This is a genomic window from Pelagihabitans pacificus, assembly GCF_009371985.2.
Classification (GTDB): domain Bacteria; phylum Bacteroidota; class Bacteroidia; order Flavobacteriales; family Flavobacteriaceae; genus Pelagihabitans; species Pelagihabitans pacificus.
In genome coordinates this window covers 656,155-681,299 of record NZ_VIKU02000002.1, presented here as the reverse complement: position 1 = coordinate 681,299, position 25,145 = coordinate 656,155, and the positions used below count along the sequence as shown (strand labels likewise).

19 protein-coding genes and 2 tRNA genes are annotated in these 25,145 nt (G+C 45.1%); 19 read left to right on the top strand and 2 right to left on the bottom strand.

Annotated features, from left to right (window positions below; translation table 11 throughout):
- Window positions 1-6 precede the first annotated feature (6 nt).
- The 11 genes from FK220_RS10440 to glgP all read left to right on the top strand — a co-directional run bounded on the left by FK220_RS10440 (window position 7) and on the right by glgP (window position 16,903).
- Window positions 7-2,055: an HD family phosphohydrolase gene (locus FK220_RS10440; RefSeq protein WP_152574246.1), complete on the top strand. Its 2,049-nt coding sequence runs from the start codon at window positions 7-9 to the stop codon at window positions 2,053-2,055.
- Window positions 2,056-2,179: 124 nt separating this feature from the next.
- Window positions 2,180-2,263 (top strand) — tRNA-Ser (locus FK220_RS10435).
- A 203-nt stretch (window positions 2,264-2,466) separates the two neighbouring features.
- Window positions 2,467-2,544: transfer RNA gene (locus FK220_RS10430), tRNA-Pro, on the top strand.
- Between the two features lie 446 nt (window positions 2,545-2,990).
- Window positions 2,991-3,116: a hypothetical protein gene (locus FK220_RS20195; protein WP_262887900.1), complete on the top strand. Its 126-nt coding sequence runs from the start codon at window positions 2,991-2,993 to the stop codon at window positions 3,114-3,116.
- Between the two features lie 308 nt (window positions 3,117-3,424).
- Window positions 3,425-7,048, top strand: a complete 3,624-nt coding sequence (locus FK220_RS10420; protein WP_152574245.1) for an alpha-L-rhamnosidase — start codon at window positions 3,425-3,427, stop codon at window positions 7,046-7,048.
- A gap of 34 nt (window positions 7,049-7,082) precedes the next feature.
- Window positions 7,083-7,994 carry a sugar phosphate isomerase/epimerase family protein gene (locus FK220_RS10415; protein WP_152574244.1) on the top strand — a complete coding sequence of 304 codons (912 nt, stop codon included), beginning with the start codon at window positions 7,083-7,085 and terminating at the stop codon, window positions 7,992-7,994.
- Window positions 7,995-8,153: 159 nt separating this feature from the next.
- A complete protein-coding gene (locus FK220_RS10410; RefSeq protein ID WP_152574243.1) occupies window positions 8,154-9,770 on the top strand; it encodes a carboxylesterase/lipase family protein in 1,617 nt (538 codons plus the stop codon).
- Window positions 9,771-9,793: 23 nt separating this feature from the next.
- On the top strand, window positions 9,794-12,088 hold the full coding sequence (locus FK220_RS10405; RefSeq protein WP_152574242.1) for a glycoside hydrolase family 3 protein: 2,295 nt from the start codon (window positions 9,794-9,796) through the stop codon (window positions 12,086-12,088).
- A 378-nt stretch (window positions 12,089-12,466) separates the two neighbouring features.
- Complete coding sequence (locus FK220_RS10400; protein WP_152574241.1) at window positions 12,467-13,246, top strand: universal stress protein; 780 nt, start codon at window positions 12,467-12,469, stop codon at window positions 13,244-13,246.
- Window positions 13,247-13,266: 20 nt separating this feature from the next.
- Window positions 13,267-15,105: an SLC13 family permease gene (locus FK220_RS10395; protein WP_152574240.1), complete on the top strand. Its 1,839-nt coding sequence runs from the start codon at window positions 13,267-13,269 to the stop codon at window positions 15,103-15,105.
- A gap of 133 nt (window positions 15,106-15,238) precedes the next feature.
- The gene (gene glgP, locus FK220_RS10390; protein ID WP_152574239.1) at window positions 15,239-16,903 is read left to right on the top strand and encodes an alpha-glucan family phosphorylase; all 1,665 of its coding nucleotides are present in this window, start codon (window positions 15,239-15,241) and stop codon (window positions 16,901-16,903) included.
- Between the two features lie 16 nt (window positions 16,904-16,919).
- Here glgP and FK220_RS10385 read toward each other — a convergent pair whose 3' ends face one another.
- Window positions 16,920-18,242, bottom strand: a complete 1,323-nt coding sequence (locus FK220_RS10385) for an ATP-dependent 6-phosphofructokinase (RefSeq protein ID WP_152574238.1) — start codon at window positions 18,240-18,242, stop codon at window positions 16,920-16,922.
- A 354-nt stretch (window positions 18,243-18,596) separates the two neighbouring features.
- Here FK220_RS10385 and FK220_RS10380 point away from each other — a divergent pair, with 354 nt between their 5' ends.
- Window positions 18,597-19,472, top strand: a complete 876-nt coding sequence (locus FK220_RS10380; RefSeq protein ID WP_152574237.1) for a universal stress protein — start codon at window positions 18,597-18,599, stop codon at window positions 19,470-19,472.
- Window positions 19,473-19,517: 45 nt separating this feature from the next.
- Here FK220_RS10380 and FK220_RS10375 read toward each other — a convergent pair whose 3' ends face one another.
- Complete coding sequence (locus FK220_RS10375) at window positions 19,518-20,483, bottom strand: ribose-phosphate diphosphokinase (RefSeq protein WP_152574236.1); 966 nt, start codon at window positions 20,481-20,483, stop codon at window positions 19,518-19,520.
- Window positions 20,484-20,679: 196 nt separating this feature from the next.
- On the opposite strand from FK220_RS10375, the gene FK220_RS10370 reads away from it, so the two are divergent.
- From FK220_RS10370 to FK220_RS10340, 7 genes are all read left to right on the top strand, one after another.
- A complete protein-coding gene (locus FK220_RS10370) occupies window positions 20,680-21,189 on the top strand; it encodes a hypothetical protein (RefSeq protein WP_152574235.1) in 510 nt (169 codons plus the stop codon).
- 34 nt (window positions 21,190-21,223) lie between these two features.
- Window positions 21,224-21,592 carry a VOC family protein gene (locus tag FK220_RS10365; protein WP_152574234.1) on the top strand — a complete coding sequence of 123 codons (369 nt, stop codon included), beginning with the start codon at window positions 21,224-21,226 and terminating at the stop codon, window positions 21,590-21,592.
- Between the two features lie 15 nt (window positions 21,593-21,607).
- Entirely contained in the window at window positions 21,608-22,234 is a 627-nt protein-coding gene (locus FK220_RS10360; protein ID WP_152574233.1) for a hypothetical protein, read from the top strand.
- A 13-nt stretch (window positions 22,235-22,247) separates the two neighbouring features.
- Window positions 22,248-22,979: a DNA alkylation repair protein gene (locus FK220_RS10355; protein ID WP_152574232.1), complete on the top strand. Its 732-nt coding sequence runs from the start codon at window positions 22,248-22,250 to the stop codon at window positions 22,977-22,979.
- A gap of 60 nt (window positions 22,980-23,039) precedes the next feature.
- Window positions 23,040-23,492 (top strand): SRPBCC family protein, encoded by a 453-nt coding sequence (locus tag FK220_RS10350; RefSeq protein WP_152574231.1) that lies wholly within the window; start codon window positions 23,040-23,042, stop codon window positions 23,490-23,492.
- 82 nt (window positions 23,493-23,574) lie between these two features.
- On the top strand, window positions 23,575-23,853 hold the full coding sequence (locus tag FK220_RS10345) for a hypothetical protein (RefSeq protein ID WP_152574230.1): 279 nt from the start codon (window positions 23,575-23,577) through the stop codon (window positions 23,851-23,853).
- 128 nt (window positions 23,854-23,981) lie between these two features.
- The gene (locus tag FK220_RS10340; protein ID WP_317168325.1) at window positions 23,982-25,082 is read left to right on the top strand and encodes a CapA family protein; all 1,101 of its coding nucleotides are present in this window, start codon (window positions 23,982-23,984) and stop codon (window positions 25,080-25,082) included.
- Window positions 25,083-25,145 lie beyond the last annotated feature (63 nt).

Here is a 25,145-nt window from a genome sequence, read left to right as displayed (position 1 = left end):
TGCTCCATGCGAAAACTCTTCGATACTCTTTTTAAAAGCCAATCCCTTATTTATAAGTATTTGCTTTATATAGCTACCGTTTGCTGTATCGTTTTTTTCTTTCCTAAAGGTGGCCAGTTCAAGTATGAGTTTCAAAAGGGAAAGCCTTGGCAGCACGACAATCTGTATGCCCCATTTGATTTTTCCATTAAAAAAACCAACGAGGAAATAGAAAAGGAGAAAAGGGAATTACGTTCGCGCCAATTGGATTACTATCGTTACGATGAAGGTATCGTACGACAAGTCTACCAGGATTACGAATCCAAATTTCCTACTGTTTTTGGGAAGGACCAATTCAATACGACACAGATAAAAACATTGTATGCAGCTGGTAAGGAGCTGTTAGATGGTTTTTACGAATTCGGCGTTTTACAGGAAACGGTTCGTAAAAACGGAGCGGAGACCCTATACCTGGTCAAAAAAAACGAAGCCGACCGTATCGACGTTGATCAACTACATGAAATCAATGGTATTGGCAATGAGATCGATTTGTTTTTGCGGGAAAAAGGGCTGAGGAGTTTTTCAACGGCTTTCCGAAGGCTTTTCCGAGACCTGATAAAGGCAAACGTCGATTTGGATAAGAGTCTCACAGATCGGGCACTGACGGAAGCACTCTCAAAACTTTCAAGTACCCGGGGCACGGTCGATGAAGGAAAACTTATCATTGCCAAAGGGGAGGTTGTCGAAGCAGAGAACCTGAAGATTTTGGATTCGCTGAAGCAGGAATACGAGTCGGAACTTTGGACCGCAAACAACTACTATTTCATACTTTTTGGTTATACAATATTGGTGGCCTTGGTATTGATGATGTTATTTCTTTTCATCAAAAAGTATCGCCCGGCGATCTATTCGAATAACGTAAAGGTCACTTTCATTTTTTTCAATATTCTTTTGATGGTGTTTATTACCACCCTGGTCGTAAAGTATAACGAAGCTTATATTTTTGTGGTCCCTCTCTGTATTCTGCCGTTAATTCTCAAAACCTTTTTTGACGCTCGGTTGGGACTCTTTGTGCATGTACTCACTGTGTTGATCTTGGGCTTTGTGGTGCCCAATAGCTTCGAGTACATCTTTTTACAGATTATCGCCGGTATCGTAACCATCTTGGCCGTAACCGAACTTTACAAAAGGGCCAACCTTTTTATTTCGGTAGGCCAGATTACGTTGATCTATATTATCGGTTATTTGGCATTTCATATCATCCATGAAGGAAATTTGGATAACATCGTCCTGGCGACCCTGGGGCTTTTTCTTTTGAACGGTATGATTACCTTGTTTGCACAGCCATTGATTTATGCCTATGAGAAGCTGTTCGGACTGGTGTCGGACGTTTCTTTGTTGGAACTTTCCGATACCAACTCAAGATTACTGAAAGAATTGGCCAATAAAGCTCCGGGAACGTTTCATCACTCATTGCAAGTGGCCAATATTGCGGAAGCGGCCGCAAACGAGGTCGGTGCCAATGCTATGTTGGTGAGGGTAGGGGCCTTGTACCACGATATCGGTAAAATGAATCGACCCACTTACTTCACTGAAAATCAGATTACCAATGTAAATCCGCATGACGAGTTACCGCCTACGGATAGTGCTAAAATTATTATCGACCATGTAATAGAAGGTATCGAGATTGCCCGAAAAAACAATATCCCGGACCGGGTAATCGATTTTATTAGAAGCCATCACGGAACTTCCATGGTATATTATTTCTATAAAAAGCAGCAAGAGAGTGGGGAGGGGGTCAATGAGGAAGACTTTAGATATCCGGGCCCGATTCCCTTTTCGAAGGAAACTGCCATCCTAATGATGGCCGACTCGGTAGAAGCCGCCTCCAAGAGTTTAAAGAACCCTACTTTTTTGATTATTGATGAATTTGTGGACAAAATTGTTGCCGGACAAATGAACGCAGATCAATTTTTAAATGCGGATATCACTTTCAAGGAAATCGAAAGCATTAAAAAAATCTTCAAGCAAAAATTAACCAATATTTACCATCTAAGGGTTGAGTATCCTGAATAAGATTAGGGGTGGATTTTCATTCAAAAAAACTGTTTAAAATGTTGCGTGCTAGTACAGGAAAAAGTACATTTGCAACCGCATTTTCCCCATTGGGAATGTGTATACGTTCATCTAAGTAATATTAGGAGAGGTGCCGGAGTGGTAACGGAGCAGATTGCTAATCTGTCGACGCGCAAGTGTCGCCTGGGTTCGAGTCCCAGTCTCTCCGCCTTTGCCGGCCGAAGCCTTTAACGGCAAAGGCCGGCTTATAAAAAATTAGGCCGACTTCGGCGGACAAATCCGCTTTAGAAAATGAAGGCGTGCCATACTGATTTCATTCTGGGGCATTTTTAAACGGTGCCGCCGATTGACGTTTAATGGGGACGTTCTCAATTGGGATTTGTACCTTTAATTATTGGAGTTTACACCATTCGGGGTGTAGCGTAGCCCGGTTATCGCGCCTGCTTTGGGAGCAGGAGGTCGCAGGTTCGAATCCTGCCACCCCGACCAAGAAAATCCAATCACGGGAGTGGTTGGATTTTTTGTTTTTAATGAATTCATCCAATATTATCTCCGTATCATTTGAATCGTGTAGGGACGGTAAATGTGTCGGTACGATGGTTGTGCATAATTTTGGTAACGGATAGTCCTAATCAAAATTGTCTTTGCAAACCAAGTTTGTAGAATCCAAAACAGCTAGCACCCTCCATCAAATGAAAAAATGACGCCTCACCGGGCTTATGATTCGGTCATTTTGGGATTTAACGGGGAAACACTTAAAAATCCTTGTGCTGGAGTATTATTATACCGAACTTTTTGCCCTATAGGGCGGTTTTGTCAAACGGGATGAAAGTGTTGACGGCGACGTTAAAAAGGAGACTACGGAAAAAAGACCTAGAGAACATTTATCTGGAACAGTCTTCCATTTTCGCGGTTGTTTCCCCGTCCGGCACAGGATGTTCGACCAATTTATACTTATTGCCTATGATGCACTCATCAACTATGAGGAGGTAAGTCTACGACCGGACGAGCTTTCCGATTCCATCATTGGGTACCGCCTTAATGAACTGCATCCTTACTGATGGATTATCAAACGATTTTCGGTAAAGTCTTGAAAGCCTAAGGTGAAAATCCGGAAAAGAAGTTGGTAGGCATAAATTTACTTCCCCAAAATTCAAGTTAAAAGAGCTACAAATAGTATATTAGGCCGTGTTGGGCGAAAAATTGCGGCATACCGGCTTTCAGCGTAAAATGTTGTCCAAGCATATTCTGGTCCCCTATGAAAAATTATTCAACGGCAGGGGGCACAAAGTACCTTACTTGTACAGTTTTAAGAGAGTGAAGAATTTGAAAGAAATATCGTTTCCATGAAACACTAAAAAATCTCGTAATGAAGCCTAAAACTGTGCTCCTTGGTTTGTTGTTTTCGTTGCTTACTATGTTGGGTTTTTCCCAAGAGTCTATTGCCGAGCTTCAGGTAGACTATCAAACCCTCCCTCTGGGCATCGATGTGGAAACCCCTCAATTCAGTTGGCAAATGGTTACAACTACTTCGGAAAGGGGAATGACCCAAGAGGCCTATCGAATCGTAGTGGTCGACGAAAAAGGAACGACCGTTTGGGATTCCGGAAAAGTAGAAGATGACAGCTCCCTGGGCATTCGATACAAGGGAAAAGAACTTCGGCCTAGAACAAAATACGACTACACCATAACGGTCTGGGATACTAAAGGAAATACCCTGACCGATTCCGCTTGGTTCGAAACCGGATTGTTGGATTCCACCCCCTCTTCGCAGCGCTGGAACGATGCTAAATGGATTGGCGGCGGAGAAGAAGACATGGTATTGTATTCCCATTATCTCTCGGTTTTTAAATTGGAGTACGCATTACAGTTAGACGAAGCGTCGAAAAGTACCAAGGCATCCTTTGTTTTTGGCGGAAATGACCCACGATTGCTAAACAAGGATTTGAACATTCAAGGGGTCGAAAACGGTGAAAACGAAAGCTTTATACGTTTCGAATTGGATATTTCGGCAGTGAACGGTGCAGACAACGGATTGGCGAAATTCAAGGTGTATCGTGTGGGATACACAACCGACGATAGCAACGTAAAACCATTTAGAAGTTATGATATCCCCTCCCATTTGATCCATGAAGCCAACAAATACGATAAGCATACTTTTTACGTCGAAGGTGTTTTCGGGCTCTTTCAGGCTTTTTTGGATGGTACGGACGAGGAACACAAAATATCGGACAATGATGACAAGAATCCCTCCCCTTTTGGTAAGATCGGGTTCAATTTAAATCCGGTCGGTTTCGGGAACGACTATATTAGTTTTCCGATGCTGGGGGATATCGGTTTTTATCTAGATGCAAAGCAAAAGGCCCGGTTTTCAGATGTTTATATCCGTAATTTTCGGGAACCTTCCAATACGTTATTTTCGGAAAATTTAAACTCAAAAGAAACCTACCAAGGAATTTTTAAAGCTTCTTTGGAAGACAATGCCAACTTTTCGATTTCGGATGAAACCTATCAAATAGGAGGAGGTGAAAACGAAGCCATGGTTTTGGCCGATCCCAGTAGAAACGCAACCCCAATGCTACGGGCCGAATTCAAGACCGGGAATAAAACAGTGACCAAGGCCCGCCTGTATGTGACCGCAAGGGGTATTTATGAAATGTACCTGAATGGCCAGCGGATCGGGGCCGATTATTTTACTCCAGGTCTTACGCAGTACAATAAGACCCAGATGTACCAGACCTATGATGTAACCTCATTGGTCAATTCCGGAGAAAACGCTTTGGGCGGTTGGTTAGGGGAAGGTTGGTGGAGCGGGAACATAACGTACTTAGGGGAAAATTGGAACTTTTTTGGGGACCGGCAATCCTTGTTGGCACAATTGGTAATTACCTATGGGGATGGTTCGGAACAAGTGATAACTACCAACGATACCGATTGGAAATTGAATACGGACGGCCCCATACGCTATGGCAGCTTTTTTCAAGGTGAAGTCTATGATGCTAGAAAGGAAGAAACGATTTCAGGTTGGGCTACCGTGGGCTTTGATGATAGCGGATGGAAGAATGCGGCGATAGTTCCGATAGAGGGAACCACCTTTCAGGCAGCGGGTTTTGATTACGAGGATGTCGCTTTGCTTGGTAAAATCGGTAAAAGCCCGACCATCGTCGAAAGATTGGATCCGATTGGCATGGAGGAAGTCCGACCAGGGGTTTATGTCTATGATATGGGCCAGAATATGGTAGGTTTTCCCGAAATACAGCTTCCCCCTGGAAAAATGGGGGACACCGTAATCCTTCGGTATGCCGAGGTAAAATATCCCGACCTGCCCGAATATGAGGGCAACATGGGTATGATAATGTTGGAAAATATCCGTGCGGCCCTGACGCAGGATATCTATATTCGAAAAGGTGGGGCAGAAACCATTCGGCCACGGTTTACCTTTCATGGCTATCGGTTTTTGGAGGTTACGGGCGTTGAGGCACCTGTTCCCTTGGAAAATATAAAGGGACTGGTCATTAGCTCCATCGATGAACTGGCATCCCGTTATGAAACCTCCAACGAGCTTGTCAACAAACTCTGGGAAAATATAACCTGGTCGTTACGTGGCAATTTTTTGTCGATTCCGACCGACACCCCAGCACGTAATGAACGGATGGGTTGGAGCGGCGACATCAATGTATTCTCCAAGGCCTCGACCTATCTGGCCGATGTGGAGCCTTTTTTAAGACGGCATTTATTGGCAATGCGTGACATGCAGCGGGAAGACGGCCGTTTTACCGATGTCGCGCCCGTCGGTGGGGGCTTTGGGGGCACCCTCTGGGGAAGTGCCGGTATCATCATTCCTTGGGAGCTCTATCAACAGTACGGCGATTTAAGGGTGCTGGAGGAACACTATGGGGCCATGAAGAAATATGTTGAATTCCTAACATCCAAAATCAATCCAGAAACTGGCATTTTGAACGAAGGGCCTTTGGGCGATTGGTTGAGTCCCGAAGGTTTTAAAAACGAGGATACCTCTTTTTGGAGCGCCTATCATTTACGCGATTTGGAAATTCTGGCGAAGACCGCCCGTATGCTGGGCAAGGCCGATGATGCCAAAGAATTCGAGAAACAATATGCCGTACGAAAGGCATTTTTCAATACGACCTATGTCGATGCCACGACTGGAAAATCACTACATCTGGGCAACCAAAGCCTACGGTTCGGGCCACCGATAGCGGAGGATAAAAGAAAGAAAGCAGGCGATTTTGTAGACACCCAAGCTTCATATGCCATACCGTTGCATCTGGGGGTTTTAACCCCTGAAAACAGAAAAAAAACTGTGGAACGTCTGGCTTTAAGCATAAAACGCAGCAATGAAGATGAATTGGGCATCCGGCGTCCCGAATATTCCCTGATGACCGGCTTCATCGGCACAGCATCCCTGAACCATGCCCTTTCGGAGAATGGCCGTCATGATTTGGCCTATCGCCTATTACAGCAAGAGACGTACCCGTCGTGGTTATATTCCGTAAAAAATGGGGCTACCACCATATGGGAGCGTCTAAATTCCTATACGGTCGAAGATGGATTTGGGGGCAACAATAGTATGAATTCCTTCAACCATTATTCTTTTGGAGCAGTAGCGGGATGGATGTACGAATATTCTTTAGGCATCCAAAGAGACCCCGAACACCCTGGCTTCAAACAATTCATTTTGAGGCCCGTTCCCGACCCGACGGGGAAGATGACTTGGGCCAAAGGGTACTATGATTCCATGTATGGAAGAATAAAAAGTGAATGGAAGTCAAACGAAACGGGATGGATATTCAAGACGACGATACCTCCGAATACTTCGGCCACGCTGTATTTGGATGCCAATTCCGTGGAAAACATTACCGAAGGGGAAATAAAATTGAAAGAATCAAAAGGCATCAAAATTTTGCCCATGCAAGACAGTCAAGTCGTCTTGGAACTAGCTTCGGGAAGCTATGTTTTTGAAATCAAGAAATAGTATGGATTGAATATCAATTATCAACAAGAACAACATGAAAAAATCAATATTAATTTTAGGAATAATCCTTAGCGCGTTCCTCTCGTGCAAAGAGGAAGGTAAAAAAGGACAAGAAAACGACGAATCTACCGAAAACAGGGTCAAGGAAGTATCAAATTTCGGGGGGCTGGCCCTCTATACCGTACGGGATGCCATGGGTGAAGATGCAAAGGCCACCTTAAAAAAAGTGGCCGAGGCGGGTTACAAAAACATCGAGGCCGCTAGCTATGCCGATGGAAAATTCTATAGTATGTCCCCAGAGGATTTTAAAAGTTACGTTAACGAATTGGGGCTCATCCCGATCAGTACCCATCAGGGTGGCGTAACGCTGGACAATGCCGATAGCATGATGGCCGATGTGAAGGCGGCGGGTTTCGAGTATTTTGTAATACCGGTTCCGCCCATGGGCATGTTTGAATTTAATAGGGAAAAGCGCACTATGAACATGAAGGGAACCGCCGCCGAATTGGTGAAAATACTGGATACCTTGGGCGAAAAGGCCAATGCGGCCGGACTCAAATTACTCTACCATAACCACGATTTTGAATTTAAGGAAAGTAAGAACGGTTTGGTTATCATCGATTACCTCCTGGAAAACTGCAATCCCGAATTCGTCGATTTTCAAATGGACCTGTATTGGGTTACGAAGGCGGGGGCCGACCCCGTCGCCTATTTTAAAAAGTACCCTGGCCGTTTTAAGATGTGGCATGTAAAGGATATGGACGAGCAAGGGCGTTTTGCTCCCGTCGGCAAGGGAACCGTCGACTTTTCCCGAATCCTTGCCCAAAAAGAAGTATCAGGCATGAAATACTATATGGTAGAACAGGATATAACCTTCGACGGACTGGATCCGTTGGAAGCCATTAAGATAAGCCATGAGGGTTTGAAGGAAATCGGGTTCGAGTGAAATTCCCCCACATTCATATAAAATACTAGTGATTTGCCGTTTACTGGCTTAATCATGTCGTTAGCGGATTTTTCCCAAGGGTTCCCCCTGACTTCGGATATATTTAGTTGCCAAAAAATGGTAGTACGGTACATTACAGAACCTCTAAATCAAATGAAAATGAATAAAAACCTTGTAATCCTACTGCTCGGGACTTTTTTACTTTCGAGCCTAAAACCCTATGCGCAAAGCGAAGTCAAAACAGGCAAAAGCGTTGCGGTAACCGACACCGAATCCGGGAAAGTTCGTGGTTACATCCACAATGGTATTTATACTTATAAAGGAATTCCCTATGCCCAAGCGGAACGGTTTATGCCCCCGGTAAAGGCCAAGCCTTGGGAGGGGATTCGAAGTTCAACGACTTACGGGCCGGTCGCACCTTTAATGAACCCTACCACAGAAGTACAGGATGAACCCGAATTTGTTTTCGATCATGATTGGGGCTATACCAACGAGGACTGTCTGCGTATCAATATTTGGACACCTGGTATTGACGATAAAAAGCGACCCGTACTGTTTTGGATCCACGGAGGCGGTTTTACTGCAGGCTCCAGTCAGGAATTGCCTTCCTATGACGGCGAAAATCTAAGTAAGAAAGGCGACGTGGTCGTGGTTTCCATCAATCATCGATTGAACATTTTGGGATTTCTAGATTTATCCGCCTATGGTCAAAAATACAAGCATTCGGCCAACAACAGTATTTTGGACATGGTCGCGGCCTTGGAGTGGGTCCGCGATAATATTTCCAACTTTGGGGGCGATCCGAATAACCTGATGATCTTTGGTCAATCAGGCGGTGGCGCCAAAGTGAATACCTTAATGGCGATGCCCAAAGCAAAAGGTCTTTTTCATAAGGCGGTCAACCAGAGTGGCTCTTTTCGCACCGATATTCTTGAAAAAGAAGATACCCGGGCTATCGGGGCCGGGGTACTTGCGGAATTGGACTTAACTAGCGATCAGGTTGATAGTCTGCAGACCCTCCCTTTTGAAAAATTGAGTGCTGCTGGCACCAAGGCCCTTAAAACAGTAGAGGAAAAGATGAAAGCGGAAGGCAAAACTATTTCGGGCTTTGGTTTGGGGTGGGGACCCAGTGTGGATGGCGAAGATATTCCTTATCAGTTGTTTTCTAAAGAAGCCTTTGAACTGTCTAAAAATATCCCGTTGTTGATCGGCACGGTCAAAAACGAGTTTGCTCCTTTTGCCAACATGCGTTTTGTCGGAGCGTCTGAAGAAACCATCATGAACCACATTAAGGAAACGTATAGGGAAAAGTCGGATGCTTATATACAAGCGGTCAAAAAGGCCTATCCAAATGACACGGACCCCAAAGACCTTTTGGATGTGGATGTCATGTTTCGGCCGGGAGCGGTTGTCCAGGCAAACGAGAAATCTTCCCTGGAAGGAGGTGCCCCGGTATACATGTACCTGTTTACCTGGCAATCCCCCGTTTTTGACGGAAAGTATAAATCCCTACATTGTATGGAGCTTCCGTTCGTATTCGATAACATTGAACGCGCCAAAAATATGACAGGGGGCGGGCAGGAAGCACACAAGCTTGCCGATACGGTAAGCCAAGCCTGGATCAATTTTGCCAAGACTGGAAACCCGAACCACAGAGGATTGCCCAATTGGCCTGCCTACAATACGACCAATACGGCTACCATGCATTTGGACAAAACCTGTGAGGTCAAGCAGCAACTGGACAAGGAATTGTTCGACTTGGTCAACAATCGATAATAAAAAACATAAACTTGCCCAAAATGGAAACTCTAAAAAAATCAGTACTACTATTGGGTTTGGTCCTACTCGCAATGGTAACCGCCTGTAGCCCAAAATTCACGGAAGAAAAAAAAGAGGACTTTACCAAAGTAAAAAATGAGGGCGGAAGTACTTTGGGCTACAGCCCGAATTCCGGCGTAAAACTATTGACGGTCGATCAGTACGCCTTCAAGGATCTGAACAAAAACGGAACCTTGGATGCCTATGAAGATTGGCGCTTATCAGCAGACGAGCGTGCCAAAGATTTGGCTGCTAAATTGGCCTTGGAGGATATCGCGGGACTCATGTTGTACAGTTCACATCAATCTTTGCCGGGTGCTAGCCGTGGATTTGGTTCTTCCAACTACAACGGCAAACCATTCCCCGAAAGCGGGGCAATTGCAAGCGATCTTTCCGATGAGCAAAAAGCGTTTTTGAAAGACGACCACCTACGGCACGTATTGATCACCCGTGTGGAGTCGCCCGCAATCGCGGCGCAATGGAACAATAACGCACAGGCTTTCGCGGAAGGTTTGGATTTTGGAATTCCGGTAAATACGAGCTCGGATCCCAGACATGGAAGCGATTCCTATGCGGAATTCAACGCTGGTGCCGGAGGAGAAATTTCCATGTGGCCCGGTACTTTGGGCATCGCGGCATCCTTTGATCCCGATTTGATGAAACAGTTCGGGGAAATCGCCTCAAAGGAATATCGTGCTTTGGGGATTGCCACTGCCCTTTCGCCACAAATAGATCTAGCGACCGAGCCAAGATGGAGCCGCTTTGATGGCACCATGGGCGAAGACCCCGATTTGGCGACCGACCTGGCCAGAGCTTATGTCGATGGATTTCAGTCAACCGATGGAAACGGTTGGGGCTTTGAAAGTGTCAATGCGATGGTCAAACATTGGCCGGGCGGTGGCCCAGAGGAAGGTGGTCGTGACGGTCATTTTGGTTATGGGGCCTATGCCGTTTATCCTGGAAAAAACATCAAAGATCATATGCAACCGTTCACCGAAGGTGCCTTTAAATTAGCAGGTGCGACCAAAATGGCCTCGGCCGTGATGCCGTACTATACCATTTCAACAGGCGAAGGCGAAAAGGTGGCCAATGGCTACAACAAATACCTGATCACCGATGTGCTACGGGGAGAATACGGGTATGACGGAGTTCTTTGTACGGATTGGGGCATTACCAGGGACGTTTCCGCTATTGATAAATTCGAAGGCAAACCCTGGGGCGTTGAGACGTTGAGCGAAGCCGAACGCCATTACAAGGCCATTGCCGCAGGCATGGACCAATTTGGCGGTAATAACGCCATGGGCCCCGTATTGGAAGCCTATAAAATGGGGGTTACGGAACATGGTGAGGATTATATGCGCAAGCGTTTTGAGGAATCCGCAGTTCGTTTGCTTAAGAATATTTTTAGAGTAGGATTGTTCGAGAATCCCTATTTGGATATTTCGGAAACTGAAAAAATAGTAGGTAATGCCGACTATATGAAAGCGGGTTACGAGGCACAATTAAAATCCATTGTACTCCTTAAGAACCAACAAAACACACTTCCATTAAAGGAAAAACAAAAAGTGTATGTGCCACAACGCTATATTGCGCAGAGTACGAATTGGTGGGGCGTGGTAACGCCCGAAAAAACGGAATATCCTTTTAACATGGAGGTGGTTTCCAAGTATTTCGAGGTCGTCAATGACCCTGAGGAGGCCGATTTTGCCCTGGTCGGCATCAAAAGTCCGGATGGGGGTGTTGGGTACAACCGTGAAGATTTGGAAAAAGGCGGCAACGGCTACGTGCCTATAAGTTTGCAGTACGATACCTATACCGCGACCGATGCCCGAGAGACCAGTTTGGCCGGTGGAAGTCCGTTAGAGGATTTTACCAATCGTACCTACAGGAATAAATCGGTAGCTGCCAACAATACTACAGACATGGCATTGGTCAACGATACCAAGAAAAAAATGGGCGATAAACCGGTCGTGGTCGTTGTTCATGTTTCAAATCCCATGGTCTTTAACGAAATCGAGAAGAACGCTTCCGCAATTCTTGGGCACATGGGGGTACAAGATCAGGCGTTGATGGATATGATATCGGGCAGGTCGGAGCCCTCGGCACTATTGCCCTTTCAAATGCCAGCCAACATGAAAACGGTGGAATTACAATTTGAGGATGTCCCGAGGGATATGGAAGCTTATGTCGATTCCGAAGGAAATACCTATGATTTTGCTTTTGGGTTAAATTGGAAAGGAAAAATAGAAGATGAAAGGGTAAAAGATTATCAATGATCTGTTAACCTTGAGCCGCTTTTTTGTCTAAGGTTTGTTGCTTTAGGCTTGGTGCCGGTAGGTAGCAGGATAGCAAGCACAATAACCGCAAGCTCGATGAATTTTGGAAAAAGCAGTGCTATCTCAAACTTCAGGAAGCTCTACGGATACCACACAAGAAGGGGCTATGGTTTTGATGGGGAAAGCGGGTAGTATTCAATACTATCTTTCTTGGATAGGGCGTGATGAATAGGCTCTTTCGATTTTCTTCATAACACTAGATTTCAAGGTCTGCGCAAGTCCGGATAAAGACCTTTGTTAATAAAATCTGACAACCGTCATGTTTTCATTTAAATTCGCCCCCTATTTTTACGGAAACAAACAACACAGACTTGCATAATGGATAAAATAGCGACCATACTTGTTCCTTTCAATTTTTCGGAAGTTTCACAAGGAGCCCTCGAATATGCTGTAGGATACGTAGGAAGAGACGAAAACCTTAAAATTATAGTGGCCCACATTGCAAATGGAAGTGAAGTGGCACCAGACGCTTTTAATAGTATTGAAGAGAACTATAAACGCATTCTAAAGCATCCAATAGAATTTGTGTCGGGCAGTGGCTCGTTGACCGAATCCCTGATGGATATTCAAAAAAGGGAGCAGGTGGATCTGATTATCATGGGTACCCATGGAATTTCCGGGGAAGAAGATTCCGCTTCTACCAACACTTCCAAATTGGTCGCTGAGGCAGATTGCCCCGTTTTGGTAGTGCCTCAAGGTTTAGGGGAATTCCAGATCAAGAATATTTCCTTGGTCTTGGGTAGGGAGGAAATCGACGATACCAAAGTGCTCGGCACGCTCTTGGACGTGGCAAGAAGGTTCAACGCGAAGGTACACGTGCTCACAATAGAAAATAAACCCGATGTTTATGGGTACTCCGAGACCGACGAGAAGAACGAAAATGCGATTCAATACTATTTGGAGAGTTTTTATTCGGAACATACCTTTATCGAAAACCCCGATGTGGTTGAGGGTATTTTGGGGTATGCCACCCAAAAAGAGATCGATGTCATAGCGATCCTGCCCCGAAATCACACCAAACGCAGTGAACCGTCCGAGGGGCAATTGACCCAGATGTTAACACTTCATTCCAAGGTTCCACTGCTGGCGATCAATTAATCCTCTTTTATTCTCTTTGAATGATTATTTTATTGGTCATTTTGGCCATTACCATCGCCTTGTTCATTTGGGGAAAGTTCCCGCCCGATGTGGTCGCCCTCATGTCGATGTTGGCGCTTTATCTCACAGGAATCCTGGATCTATCGGAAACCTTGAGTGGTTTCAGCAATCCTACGGTGCTGATGATCGCCGCGCTTTTTATCGTGGGAGAAGGACTTGCCAGAACGGGATGGACGGCCTTGGCAGGTCAAAAATTTGTTTTTTGGGCAGGCAAAAGCATCCCTAAATTATTGATTCTTGTCACTTTTGGATCCGGTGTACTCTCCGGCTTTGTAAGCAATACCGGTACAGTGGCGGCCCTTTTACCGGTGACCGTATCTGCGGCATGGAAGGCCGGGACACTGCCTTCCAAACTCCTGATGCCGGTAGCTTTTGGCTCCAACACAGGCGGTTTGCTAACTTTGACCGGTACGCCTCCCAACATCATCGTTAGTAATGTGTTGGTGGAACAAGGAATAAATGGTTTTTCGTTTTTTGAGTTCTCCTTGATCGGTCTTCCCCTTTTGGTTATCTGTATTTTTTATTTTAGGTACATAGGGTACAAACTGTTGCCCAATCATAAGACCAAGAACCGCCCAGTGAGTATTGATTCCGAGGTTCATCGCTGGATTTCCAACTATAGCATCGGGGACAATATGTACCGTTTGCGAATTCGATCGATGTCACCCTTGATCGGTACCAAGATAGGGGATTGGCAGTTTGAGGAAAAACACAACATATCCGTGATGCGTCTTCGCCGCAGACACCCTAATGTGTTAAAAGGTACGGCCCCCTTTGTAGAACTTCCCGAACCTGACACCGAAATGCGCTACCACGATATTATAACGGTAAAAGGAACGGCAGAGGACGTGGACGAAATGATCATCGCATTGAAACTGGGTCTGATTCCACAAGCCTTTGAGCCTTCCGAATTGAAAAAGGAGCTCATCAACCAAGAAATCGGAATGGTTGAAATGATCATTACCCCCACCTCCTTTTTTGTGGGGCGTACGTTGCCCTTGGGGCGATACCTTAAGAAATCGGGTATCCAGTTATTGGGAGCATCGCGTGATGGTAAACCCTTGGCGGATAAGAATATCAAAATAAAGGCGGGTGATGCCTTCGTGATCAGGGGCTCTTGGGAGAACATAGAATCGCTGAAGGGGGTCTATGAGAATTTGGTCATTTCCGGTAGTCCGGATGCCATGGCTAAGGATGTAGACGAGCTGACTCCCCGATCCTATATCGCCTTGGGAACGCTCGTACTTATGATATTGCTTTTGGTTTTCGATGTTTTTCCGGGGGCTATAGCCGCACTGATCTGTGGTGGAATTATGATGCTAACAGGTTGTGTGCCTATCACAAAAGCCTACAAGGGTATCAGTTGGACAAGCGTAGTGATGATTGCAGCGATGATTCCTATGGGGTTGGCCCTACAGAAAACGGGTACGGCCGAAATGGTTTCCAACGGATTGGTCGATTATTTGGGCACCATTCACCCTACGATGTTATTGGGAGGGATTTTTTTAGTGACCATGGTCTTTAGCCAAACCATCAACAATTCGGCGACGGCGGTGCTGATGGCGCCCATTGCGTTCATGGCGGCAGTATCCCTGGGTGTATCCCCAAAACCTTTTATGATGGTAGTGGCTATCAGCGCGTCGACCGCTTTTTTGACCCCCGTAGGCACCACGACCAATGCCATGGTCATGGGTGCCGGTGGTTACAAGTTCCTTGACTACGTGAAAGTAGGCGGTCCGTTGTTGCTCCTACTATTTGTACTTACGATGCTGGTTGTACCGTATGTATGGCCTTTCTGAAAAGACGCACAAAACCAGTTACACGTTCGTATAATAAGTAGAAACTTCTATTTTTATACCCACCAAATGAAATCACGTTGTTAATTTACATAAAGGTAATGATGATGATTATAAAGGATGTTATTTTTATGCTATGAAAGAACCGAACCGAATCAATGGTACCATCAGTAAATTTGCCACCTGGTACCATCCGTACAACCCGGCAACCGAATTTAAAAAAAGAACAGCGTATTTCAGTATGGAATTCGCGGTGCATCAAGGATTGAAGACCTATTCGGGCGGTCTTGGGTTCCTAGCGGGCTCCCATATGCGATCGGCCTATGAGCTAAAACAGAATTTGATCGGGATAGGAATGCTTTGGAAGTATGGCTATTACGACCAGGGAAGAAAGAAAGACCGCACCTTGGAGACCCGGTTTATCGAAAAACACTACAGTTTTCTGGAAGATTCCGGTTTGGAGGTTGAGGTACGTATTCACGACAACCCCTCTGTCAAAGTTCGTGCCTATGTCTTAAAACCAAATGTATTTGGGTCGGCTCCTATTTATTTTTTGACGACCGATGTCGAGGGCAACGATTATCTGTCCCGCACCATAACCGATTATCTCTATGATGCCAATGAGGAGACCCGCGTCGCCCAGAGTATTATTTTAGGGATTGGTGGTGCCAAGATCGTAGAGGCCTTGGGTGGTGCCGATGTATACCATCTAAACGAAGGCCATGGGCTCCCCGCATTCTACTACCTGCGTGACAAGGGGCTTGAAGTTCATAAGGCCTTTACGACCCATACACCTGAAAAGGGGGGGAACGAAGAACGCAATGGTTATCATTTGAACGACTTTGGTTTTTTTGGAAGAAGACTTTCGAACGAGGAACTTCAAAGGGAGTTGACAAACGGTGATAATCTGAATTATACTGTGGCGGCATTACGACTTGCCAAAAAGGCCAATGCCGTTTCAAAATTACACGCCGAGGTTTCAAAACGCATGTGGGAAAACTTTGAGGGGACCGATAAGATCATACCGATTACCAATGCCCAGCATCAAGGCTTTTGGCAGGATAGAAAGATTAAAAATGCTTGGAAAAGAAAGGATACGAACGCCTTTCGCAGAAGGAAACGTGAGTTAAAAACGAAACTTTTCGAAGAAGTCTTATACCAAACGGGAAAGGTATTTGACCCTAATATCTTGACCATGGTTTGGGCCAGGCGATTTGCTGGATATAAGAGGGCCGATTTGCTATTACAAGATGCCGAACGATTCGAAAAGCTGATCACCAATGATGAATATCCTATTCAAATCATTTGGGCAGGTAAGCCTTACCCAAAGGACTTTGATGCCATTGAAATCTTCAATCGATTGGTATTTCGTACCGAACAGGTGTCTAATCTTGCTGTACTCACCGGATATGAAATCGAGCTTTCCCGACAGTTGAAAGCAGGCTCTGATGTTTGGTTGAACACCCCAAGAATTACGCGTGAAGCCTCCGGTACCAGTGGTATGACAGCCGCTATGAACGGATCGGTCAATCTTTCCATCAATGATGGCTGGATGCCCGAGTTTGCCAAAAACGGTAAAAATTGCTTCGTTTTACCTGAAATCGACCACGCATTGCCTGTCGAGGAACAAGATCGGCTAGACCGAGCCCACTTGTACGAGGTATTGGAACAAAAAGTATTGCCTGCTTTTTACGAAACCCCGAACGAATGGCAAAAAATTGTGTTCAATGCAATGGATGACGTAGTGCCCGACTTTGGCAGTGAAAGAATGGCGAGACAGTATTACAAAGAATTATATTGAATCCCTAATATTGATTCTACTGTAGTGAAAAGGGTTGGCCGGTGCTTTGTAAGGCAGCAAACCAAAATTCCCCTTCCAAATCTATTTTTTTCCTTTTGTTGACCACTCTGGAAATAGGAAGATATACAAATTGGTTATTGAGCCTACCTACCACAAATTTGGTTTTACCGGCCATGGCCCCATGTACCGCCTGGTACGCCATACGGTTGCAAAAAAGGCTGTCGTTCGTATTAGCGGGCGCACTGCGTATGATATAACTAGGATCGATATATTTGATGGTTACTTCGGTTCCTTCGGCATCAAAGTATTCCTTGATACGCCGTTTCAGGTGTAGCCCAATGTCCTTGTGCTGTACATTCCCGGAGGCATCGGTTAATCGCTCTCCTCCTTCGAACAGATGTTGTCCGGCACCTTCGGCCACCACGATGACTGCATGCTTTTTCATTTGAAGCCGTTTTTTTAGTGCTTGTAGAAACCCGTTTTCACCATCCAGGGCGAAGCCCATTTCAGGAACCAATACAAAATTGACGACGGGCATGGCAATAGCAGTTGAAGCGGCAATGAATCCGCTGTCCCTACCCATTAATTTTACGATGGCGATGCCATTGTAGGCCCCGGTAGCTTCATTGTGTGCATCCCTGATAATGGGGCTCGCAACATCAAAGGCAGTTTCGAATCCGAATGATTTATCGATCAGGTCGATATCGTTATCAATTGTTTTTGGTATGCCCACCACGGCAATTGGCAGCTTTCGCTTTTCAATTTCTTCCCCGAGGGCATTCACTCCTTTTAACGTACCATCGCCCCCGATAGCAAATAACATGTCGATATTATTCTTTTCAAGTGTATCGACCATTTCATCAACAGGCTGTCCTCCTCGGGAAGAACCCAACATGGTGCCTCCGAATTCGTGAATATCCTTGACTATTTCCGGTGTCAGTTCGCGGAACCCATGCCCGTATTTGGGGATGAGGCCCTCATACCCGTACGGGATGCCAATAATCCGTTTCGCCCCGTAAAAATAATGCAGGGCCATTACCAGACTACGAATTACATTGTTGATACCGGGACAAAGTCCGCCACAGGTCACAATGGCCGCTGTGGTATTTCTTGGCTTGAAAAAAAGCTTTTCCCTTGGTCCCGCTTTTTCCAGGCATGCCGGTTGTATATTGTTTTGAATGCACACATTAAAGCCATTGAGGGAGATATCGGCTAGGATTTTATTGTCGTCTTCTACGAAATTGAATATTTGATCACCTATGGTCTTGCTCAAGTGGAGCGGTGAAGAATTGGTCGCAGCCCCAAGGGTTGCAATCTCAAAGTTGTTCTCAGGATTCATAGCGCTAGTATTTTGTAGTTTTCCGATGTATTACGGAACATTTACTTCTCATCATACACCCATTTTTGGTGGATTGATGATTTCAAAAGTTGGTCATAAAAATACACATTGACAATTGAAAACCACGTAAAAAATTAAGGCAATACCGACCGGATTCACATCAAGGCCTATGCTCGTACAAATTCAGGTTATTCCCGGTATGGATCGGTTGGTTATGAATTGTTCATATAGCACTTGCCTGCATAATTGGGAACCCCATCTATTGGCCCTTCATCTTTCTTAAGATGACTTTGGTCATTTAATGGGTGGGTATGAGTACTTAACTTTAGGTTCTGACAGCTAAAAAAGCGAAATATGAAAACGATTTTATATGCCACCGATTATTCCGATAACTCTGTAGCCGCCTTAAAATACGCTTACGGTTTATCAATGCAGATGGACGCCCGTTTGGTTGTTACCCATGCCTTTGGCTACCCGGTCATTGTTGGTTTGGAGGGGCTTGATGAGCCTTTTCCACATTCCGAGGAAGCGTCCATGAAAAGCCATCGTTTACGATTGGAGAAGTTCTGTAAAGAGCATTTGGGCGAAAAGTGTACATCCCCGAAACTACAATGCGAGCCGGTAACGGAAAAATCGGCGGTGACGGGAATTATTTCAAAAGCCAACGATTGGCATGCCTATTTGATTGTCGTTGGGGTTAAAGGAGAGAGTGCCGTACGGGAACTTTTACTCGGAAGCACGACCAAGCAGCTTATTGACAAGGCGCCTTGCCCCGTCTTGGCAATTCCGGCAGATACCGAGTACACTTCTATAAAAACCATTGTATACGCCTCCGATTTTGAGGAGGAAGATGTCTATGCCATTCGAAAATTGGCCGAAATCGCCGAACCGTTCAATGCTGAAATTAGGGTAGTGCATATCTCGACCAAAAAAGAGTATAAAGGAGAGATGCAATTGGAATGGTTCAAGGATGAATTGGAGGAAAAGGTCACTTATGACGCTTTGGAATTTGAACTCGTATTCTCCGAAAATATTTTTGAATCGCTCAGAACCTATCTGGAAGACATCGAAGCCGATTTAGTGGTAATGTTGGAAAGGGAAAAAGTCGGGGTGTTCCGAAAATTGTTCCACCAAGATTTGGTTAAAAAAATGGAAGACTATGGCAAGGTGCCTCTTTTGAGTTTTCGTGAAGGCAACCATCAATTATTTTATTTTAAAGCAGCATTATAGCAATTGTCGAAAGGGTAGGTAACCTTTGTCAAAGATTGACATTCCCTAGGAATTCTCCATGAGCTCACCGATAAGATTTCCGATTAAAGGCGCCACATCGAGGATATTGACCTTCTGTTCCACAATTTCCTGTTCCAGGCAAAGGGGCGGAATGCTGTTGGTAATAATAATCTTATCGAAAGCTGGATCTATTAACGAGGTATTGGCCCCGTTCGAAAAGACACCGTGGGTAGCAGCGGCATATACCTTGTTCGCCCCTGCCTTTTTACAGGATTTTGCCGCTCGCAATAGGGTGGTGCCCGAACTAATAAGGTCGTCTAGAATGATAACCATTTTCCCGTGAACGTTCCCAAAGATTTGTTCTGTACCCCCAACGACCCCCTCGCTCCGGGTTTTGTGCATGACCGCTACTGAAATCGATTTTTTCAATTTATTGCCGAGTACTTCCGCAAACCCCATCGCCCTTTTGACTCCCCCGATATCCGGGGATAAAACGACGGTTTCCCGATTCTTTATAGATGTGACGAAATAGGATGCCATAGCAGCTTTGGCTTCCAGATGTATGGTGGGAATGCGAAAAGCGTTTTCAAAGGCCTGCACGTTGTGTACATCCAAGGTCACAAATCGGTCCGCCCCCATAGCCTCGAATAGTCGGGCAACATAGTTGGTGGTAATCGGGTCATAAGGCTTGGTCTTTTTATCTTTTCGCGAATAACACAGGTAAGGAGCGATTACGGTTACTTCGGAGGCACCCGCATCTTTTAATGAACCGATAAAGAACAACAGTCTGCAAAGTTTGTCATTGACCGTTCGACCAGGTTCTCTATAAAGACTATGGATAATAAAGGCATGCTTGCCCAGTACCTCGACCAGGGATCGTGTTTTGTGTTCCCCCCCGGGAAAATCCCGTTCCTCATGTGCGCTTAAGGTCATACCCACCACTTCTGCGACCGTCGAGCCAAAGCCCTTGCTCGAATCCAATGCAAAAATCAGGTTTTTAGTAGCGGCCATCGTGCTTTATTTATCAGGGGCGGAAGTATTGCCTCAAAATTGCATAAAATGACTTTGTACTGAAATGATTAAGGTCAGGGACTACAGCTGATCTACATCATTGCCGAGATTTCATCGCCATCCTACTTTTGAAACGGCGATTGTGGGATTTCGTCCTTTGATCGATAACAAGGTTTTCAAACTAAAACAATATCCTATGAGACATTCCAACAAGTTTAATTTAAAGCATATAATGATGTTACTTTTCTTGGTTAGTGCCACAGCTATATTTGAATCCTGCAAAAAGGCTGCGGAAAAGACTACCGAAAAGATGATAGAAAAGTCGATAGGTGATAAAGCCAAAGTAGACATCGATAATGAAAAAGTAACGATCGAGACAGAGGAGGGAACCTTCACTACCGATGCTACGGTACACAGTTGGCCCGATGAGGCCCCCGAAGAGGTGCCGGAGTTTGCGGAAGGCAAAGTGATGAGCGTTAGCACTCAAGAAATGGACGACACCAAAAATTGGGTCGTCATTTTTGAGGAAGTGCCACAAACGGCACTGCAGAACTACAAGAAAGAACTGGAGGCCAAAGGCTTCAAAATAAACTATACCACGGTGGCAGGTACAGGGGGTCATCTTGCTGCCGAAAAAGGGAAATTGAACGTGATGGTCATGGTGGGTGACGGCAATGCCACCGTAACAATAGGTTCCCAACCCTAAGAAAACGATTGATAAATTAAGAAAGGAACAAACAATGACTTCCATTATACATTTCGACATTTCTGCCGAAGATGTCCTTCGCGCGAAAAATTTCTATGAGCAATTATTTGGTTGGAAAATCGAAAAATTTCCTGCGGGTCCGGTGGAGTATTACCTCATTGAGACCAATACCGCGACAGGGGAAAGAGGAATTGGGGGTGGATTGGCCAAAAGGGAAAAGGACTATCAGAAAATTACCAATTTCATCCAGGTAGACGCCATCGATGAGGCGATTGCCAAGGTAAAGGAGTTGGGAGGGGAAATCGTTGAACCCAAGTCTACGATCCCCAACATCGGATTTATTGCCGGATGCAGGGATACCGAAGGTAATATCTTTGGTATCATGGAGCTCAAGGAAGAATAACGCAATCGATACGCCATGTCCGTACTACCTTCATTGGCATCTGCATTGGGGTCAAGAAGTAGCGAAGCGAACATCGCCTTGGCGCAACAAATAGCCTCCTCCGAGAATCACGAGGCAATAGATGAACTTATTGTCAATTTGCGGAATAAGGATAATAGGATACAGGGCGATTGTATCAAAACACTTTATGAGATAGGCTATATAAAGCCGGAACTGATCGCCGATTACCATGCTGACTTTCTGGGGCTTCTGTCCAGGAAGAACAACCGTATGGTATGGAGTGGAATGATTGCATTGCTTACCATTACCGATCTAAAGTCCAAAGAAGTCTTTGCAGCCTTGGATTTGATCATGGAAACGGTTCAAAAAGGCTCGGTAATTACCATTGATTGTGGCGTGGGAATATTGGCAAAATTAAATTGCTATGAAGCGTATTTCGATACTACCGATCCCTTACTATTGGAGCAACTTTGGAAATGTCCAATAAAACAACTGGCTTCCTATGCCGAAAAAGCTTTCGCATCGATTACCGACAAAAACAGGGAGGCCTACCGAAATCTGTTGGAAAAACGAAAAGGGGAATGTAAAAAAGCTACACAAATGAAACGACTACAGAAAGTTCTAAATAAAATAGCCCAATAAAAAAATTGTGAAAATGATTGAGCAAAAACATACCGAAATCCGTGATTTTTTTATCCGAAATTCCAATCCTGCAATCGTCCAAAAATATGCTCGCTATTTCAAGGAGGGGTTTGATGGGTACGGAATAGAAACCAAGGTTTTTGAAAAACAGCGAGATGACTGGATCAAAGGCTGGAAAAATGAAATGTCGCTTAGAGACTACCTGAATCTTGGGGATTCTTTGATGGAACAAGGAAAATTCGAAGAAAAATCCATGGCAATCGCCTTGCTACAATCCGAAAGGGAGCATTATACCACATCCACTTTTGAAAGAATCGGCAATTGGTTCGGGACCGGTATTGACAATTGGGCAACCACCGATGTGCTCTGCATGTTGGTACTTTCCAGTTTTCTAAAGGATGGTGTCATTTCCTATGAAAAGCTAAAGGAATGGACCTCGGCAGACTCGCAGTGGCAAAGAAGGGCGGTTCCGGTAACGCTTATAGAATTGGCAAAAGACGAATTGAAACCGGAAGTAGCGTTATCGATGGTCGAACCTTTGATGTTGGACGATTCCGAATACGTGCAAAAAGGAATCGGAACCTTATTGCGGAGTTTATGGAAAAAATATCCAAAAGACATCGAAGATTTCCTCCTACAGTGGAAAGACCGTTGTGGACGCCTGATCGTTCAATACGCGACGGAAAAAATGGATAAAGAGTATAGGAAGCGGTTTCGAAAAGCAAAAAGGAAATTGCAAACCTGATACGGCTTCGACCTATTTCGATTACATAAAGATTCAGGGTACAAATCATCAAGTTGTTGTATGGCGCTCATAAAGGATACCATAGAGATAAATGCAGCACCGACCAAGGTGTTTGATATGTTGGCGCAATTGTTCTCATCGAATGAGGATTATCGGAAATGGCATGGGGAACATGTGAGTTGCAAGTGGATAAAGGGAAATCCGAATGAGGTAGGATCCATTCTCTATTGCGAGGAATACCTTCATGGGAAATTACATCGACTCAAAACGCGGCTTACCGAGATAGAACCGAAAAGAAAAGTGAGCTATCGATTTTTATTTCCAATAGGGATTCTTTGCCCTGAGGGTTCTTTTGTCATCGAACCAAAAGGAGAAGGTAGCATTTTCACAGCAACGCTTTCGTTTAATTTCGGCCATTTGCTTTCCCAAATTGCCCCAATTCGTATCGAGGCTATTAAAAGACATATGAAAGAGGAGGGGGAAAATCTCAAAGCATTGGTTGAAATGAAATAGGACATGCCATATTGTAAGAAACGATTTTGACCCAATCCAAGCAACGCTTGTTCTGGGCGCGGGAATGCTCCTAAGAACCATCATGATGCTTTCACAAGGAACGTTGGGGATACTGGTCCCATGGGTGTCGGCCTTGTTGCTAAGGGAATTTCTAATTGACCTAGCATGCATGGTGGCCTGCGTACCCTGGTTCCTTTCCAATGAATCGAACAAAGATGGGCTTCCCCTTCGACTAGGGGCGGCGGCGGCCATGATTCGCGCCTTTCTGGTAGTGGTATTCGTGCTTGGTAGGGTGGGTCCTTGGTTTGATTTTGATGTACGACAGCAACACAGGTACTTGCAATATACCCGGTGGACGTGAGGCGAAGTATATTTTGCCTCTATCATGTCGGTACTCGGAGTAATCGGTGTCGTCGTCATTTGGAGGGCAAGGGTTCGGGCGAGGAAGAAACTGGCTCGTTGATTAGAATATAGTTCAGGAATTTTGAGGTGGAAAAAGAACGAAACATATTCCTTTGTGGGGATGTAATGACCGGTAGGGGTGTTGACCAGATACTACCCCATCCGAGCCATCCCATGCTGTACGAATCCTATGTGAAGGATGCGCGACACTACGTGGAATTGGCAGAAAAGGTAAACGGACCCATAGACCGCCCGGTTACCTATAACTATCTTTGGGGAGACAAATTGCAACAGATACGCGAGGCAGATGCAAGGATTATCAATCTGGAAACCAGTATCACCTACAGCGAACATTTTGCAGATAAGGGTATCAACTACCGTATGCATCCCGAAAATATCCCTTGTCTTACCGTTGCCCACATAGATTGCTGTGTGCTGGCGAACAATCATATCATGGATTGGGGTCAAGAGGGATTATTGGAGACATTGGAAACCTTGGAAGAGGTGGGTATCGCCTGTTGTGGTGCAGGCCGGGATAGGAAGGAAGCAGAAACACCCGCTGTTGTTCAAGTAGGGAAAAAAGGCCGTGTATTGGTTTTTTCCTTTGGGACTACTTCAAGTGGTATTTCGCATGGTTGGAAAGCAACTGAAAATAGGCCCGGAGTCAATTTGTTGAATGATTTTTCGATGGAAACGATTAAACGAATAAGTCGACTGATAACCAAATACAAACAGCCTGGGGATGTGGCCATAGCCTCCATTCATTGGGGCGGTAATTGGGGGTATGACATTCCCAAAGCACATCGGCAGTTTGCACACGATCTCATTGACTTTGCCCGGGTCGATATTGTCCATGGTCATTCTTCCCATCATTTTTTGGGCATTGAAGTCTATCAACGAAAAGCCATTATCTATGGTTGCGGTGATTTATTGAACGATTATGAAGGCATAGCGGGCCACGAATCCTACAAGGCCCATCTCGGATTCCTATATTTTGTAAAAGTTGACGCTTTAGGTCAACTTGTCTCCTTGCAAATGGTGCCCACTGAAGTGAAAAAATTTCAAATTACCCGTCCCAATAAAAAGAATCGAGCCCGGATGCAAAAGGTGTTGAGTAGGGAGTGCAAACAGTTCGGAACAACGGTTGAATGGGCCGACAAGGATACTTTAAATCTAGAGTGGACCTAAAAGCATCGGGCATAGGGCGACTTTCAAAATGATTTTGATCATTGACTATCCGATAAAAGGTCG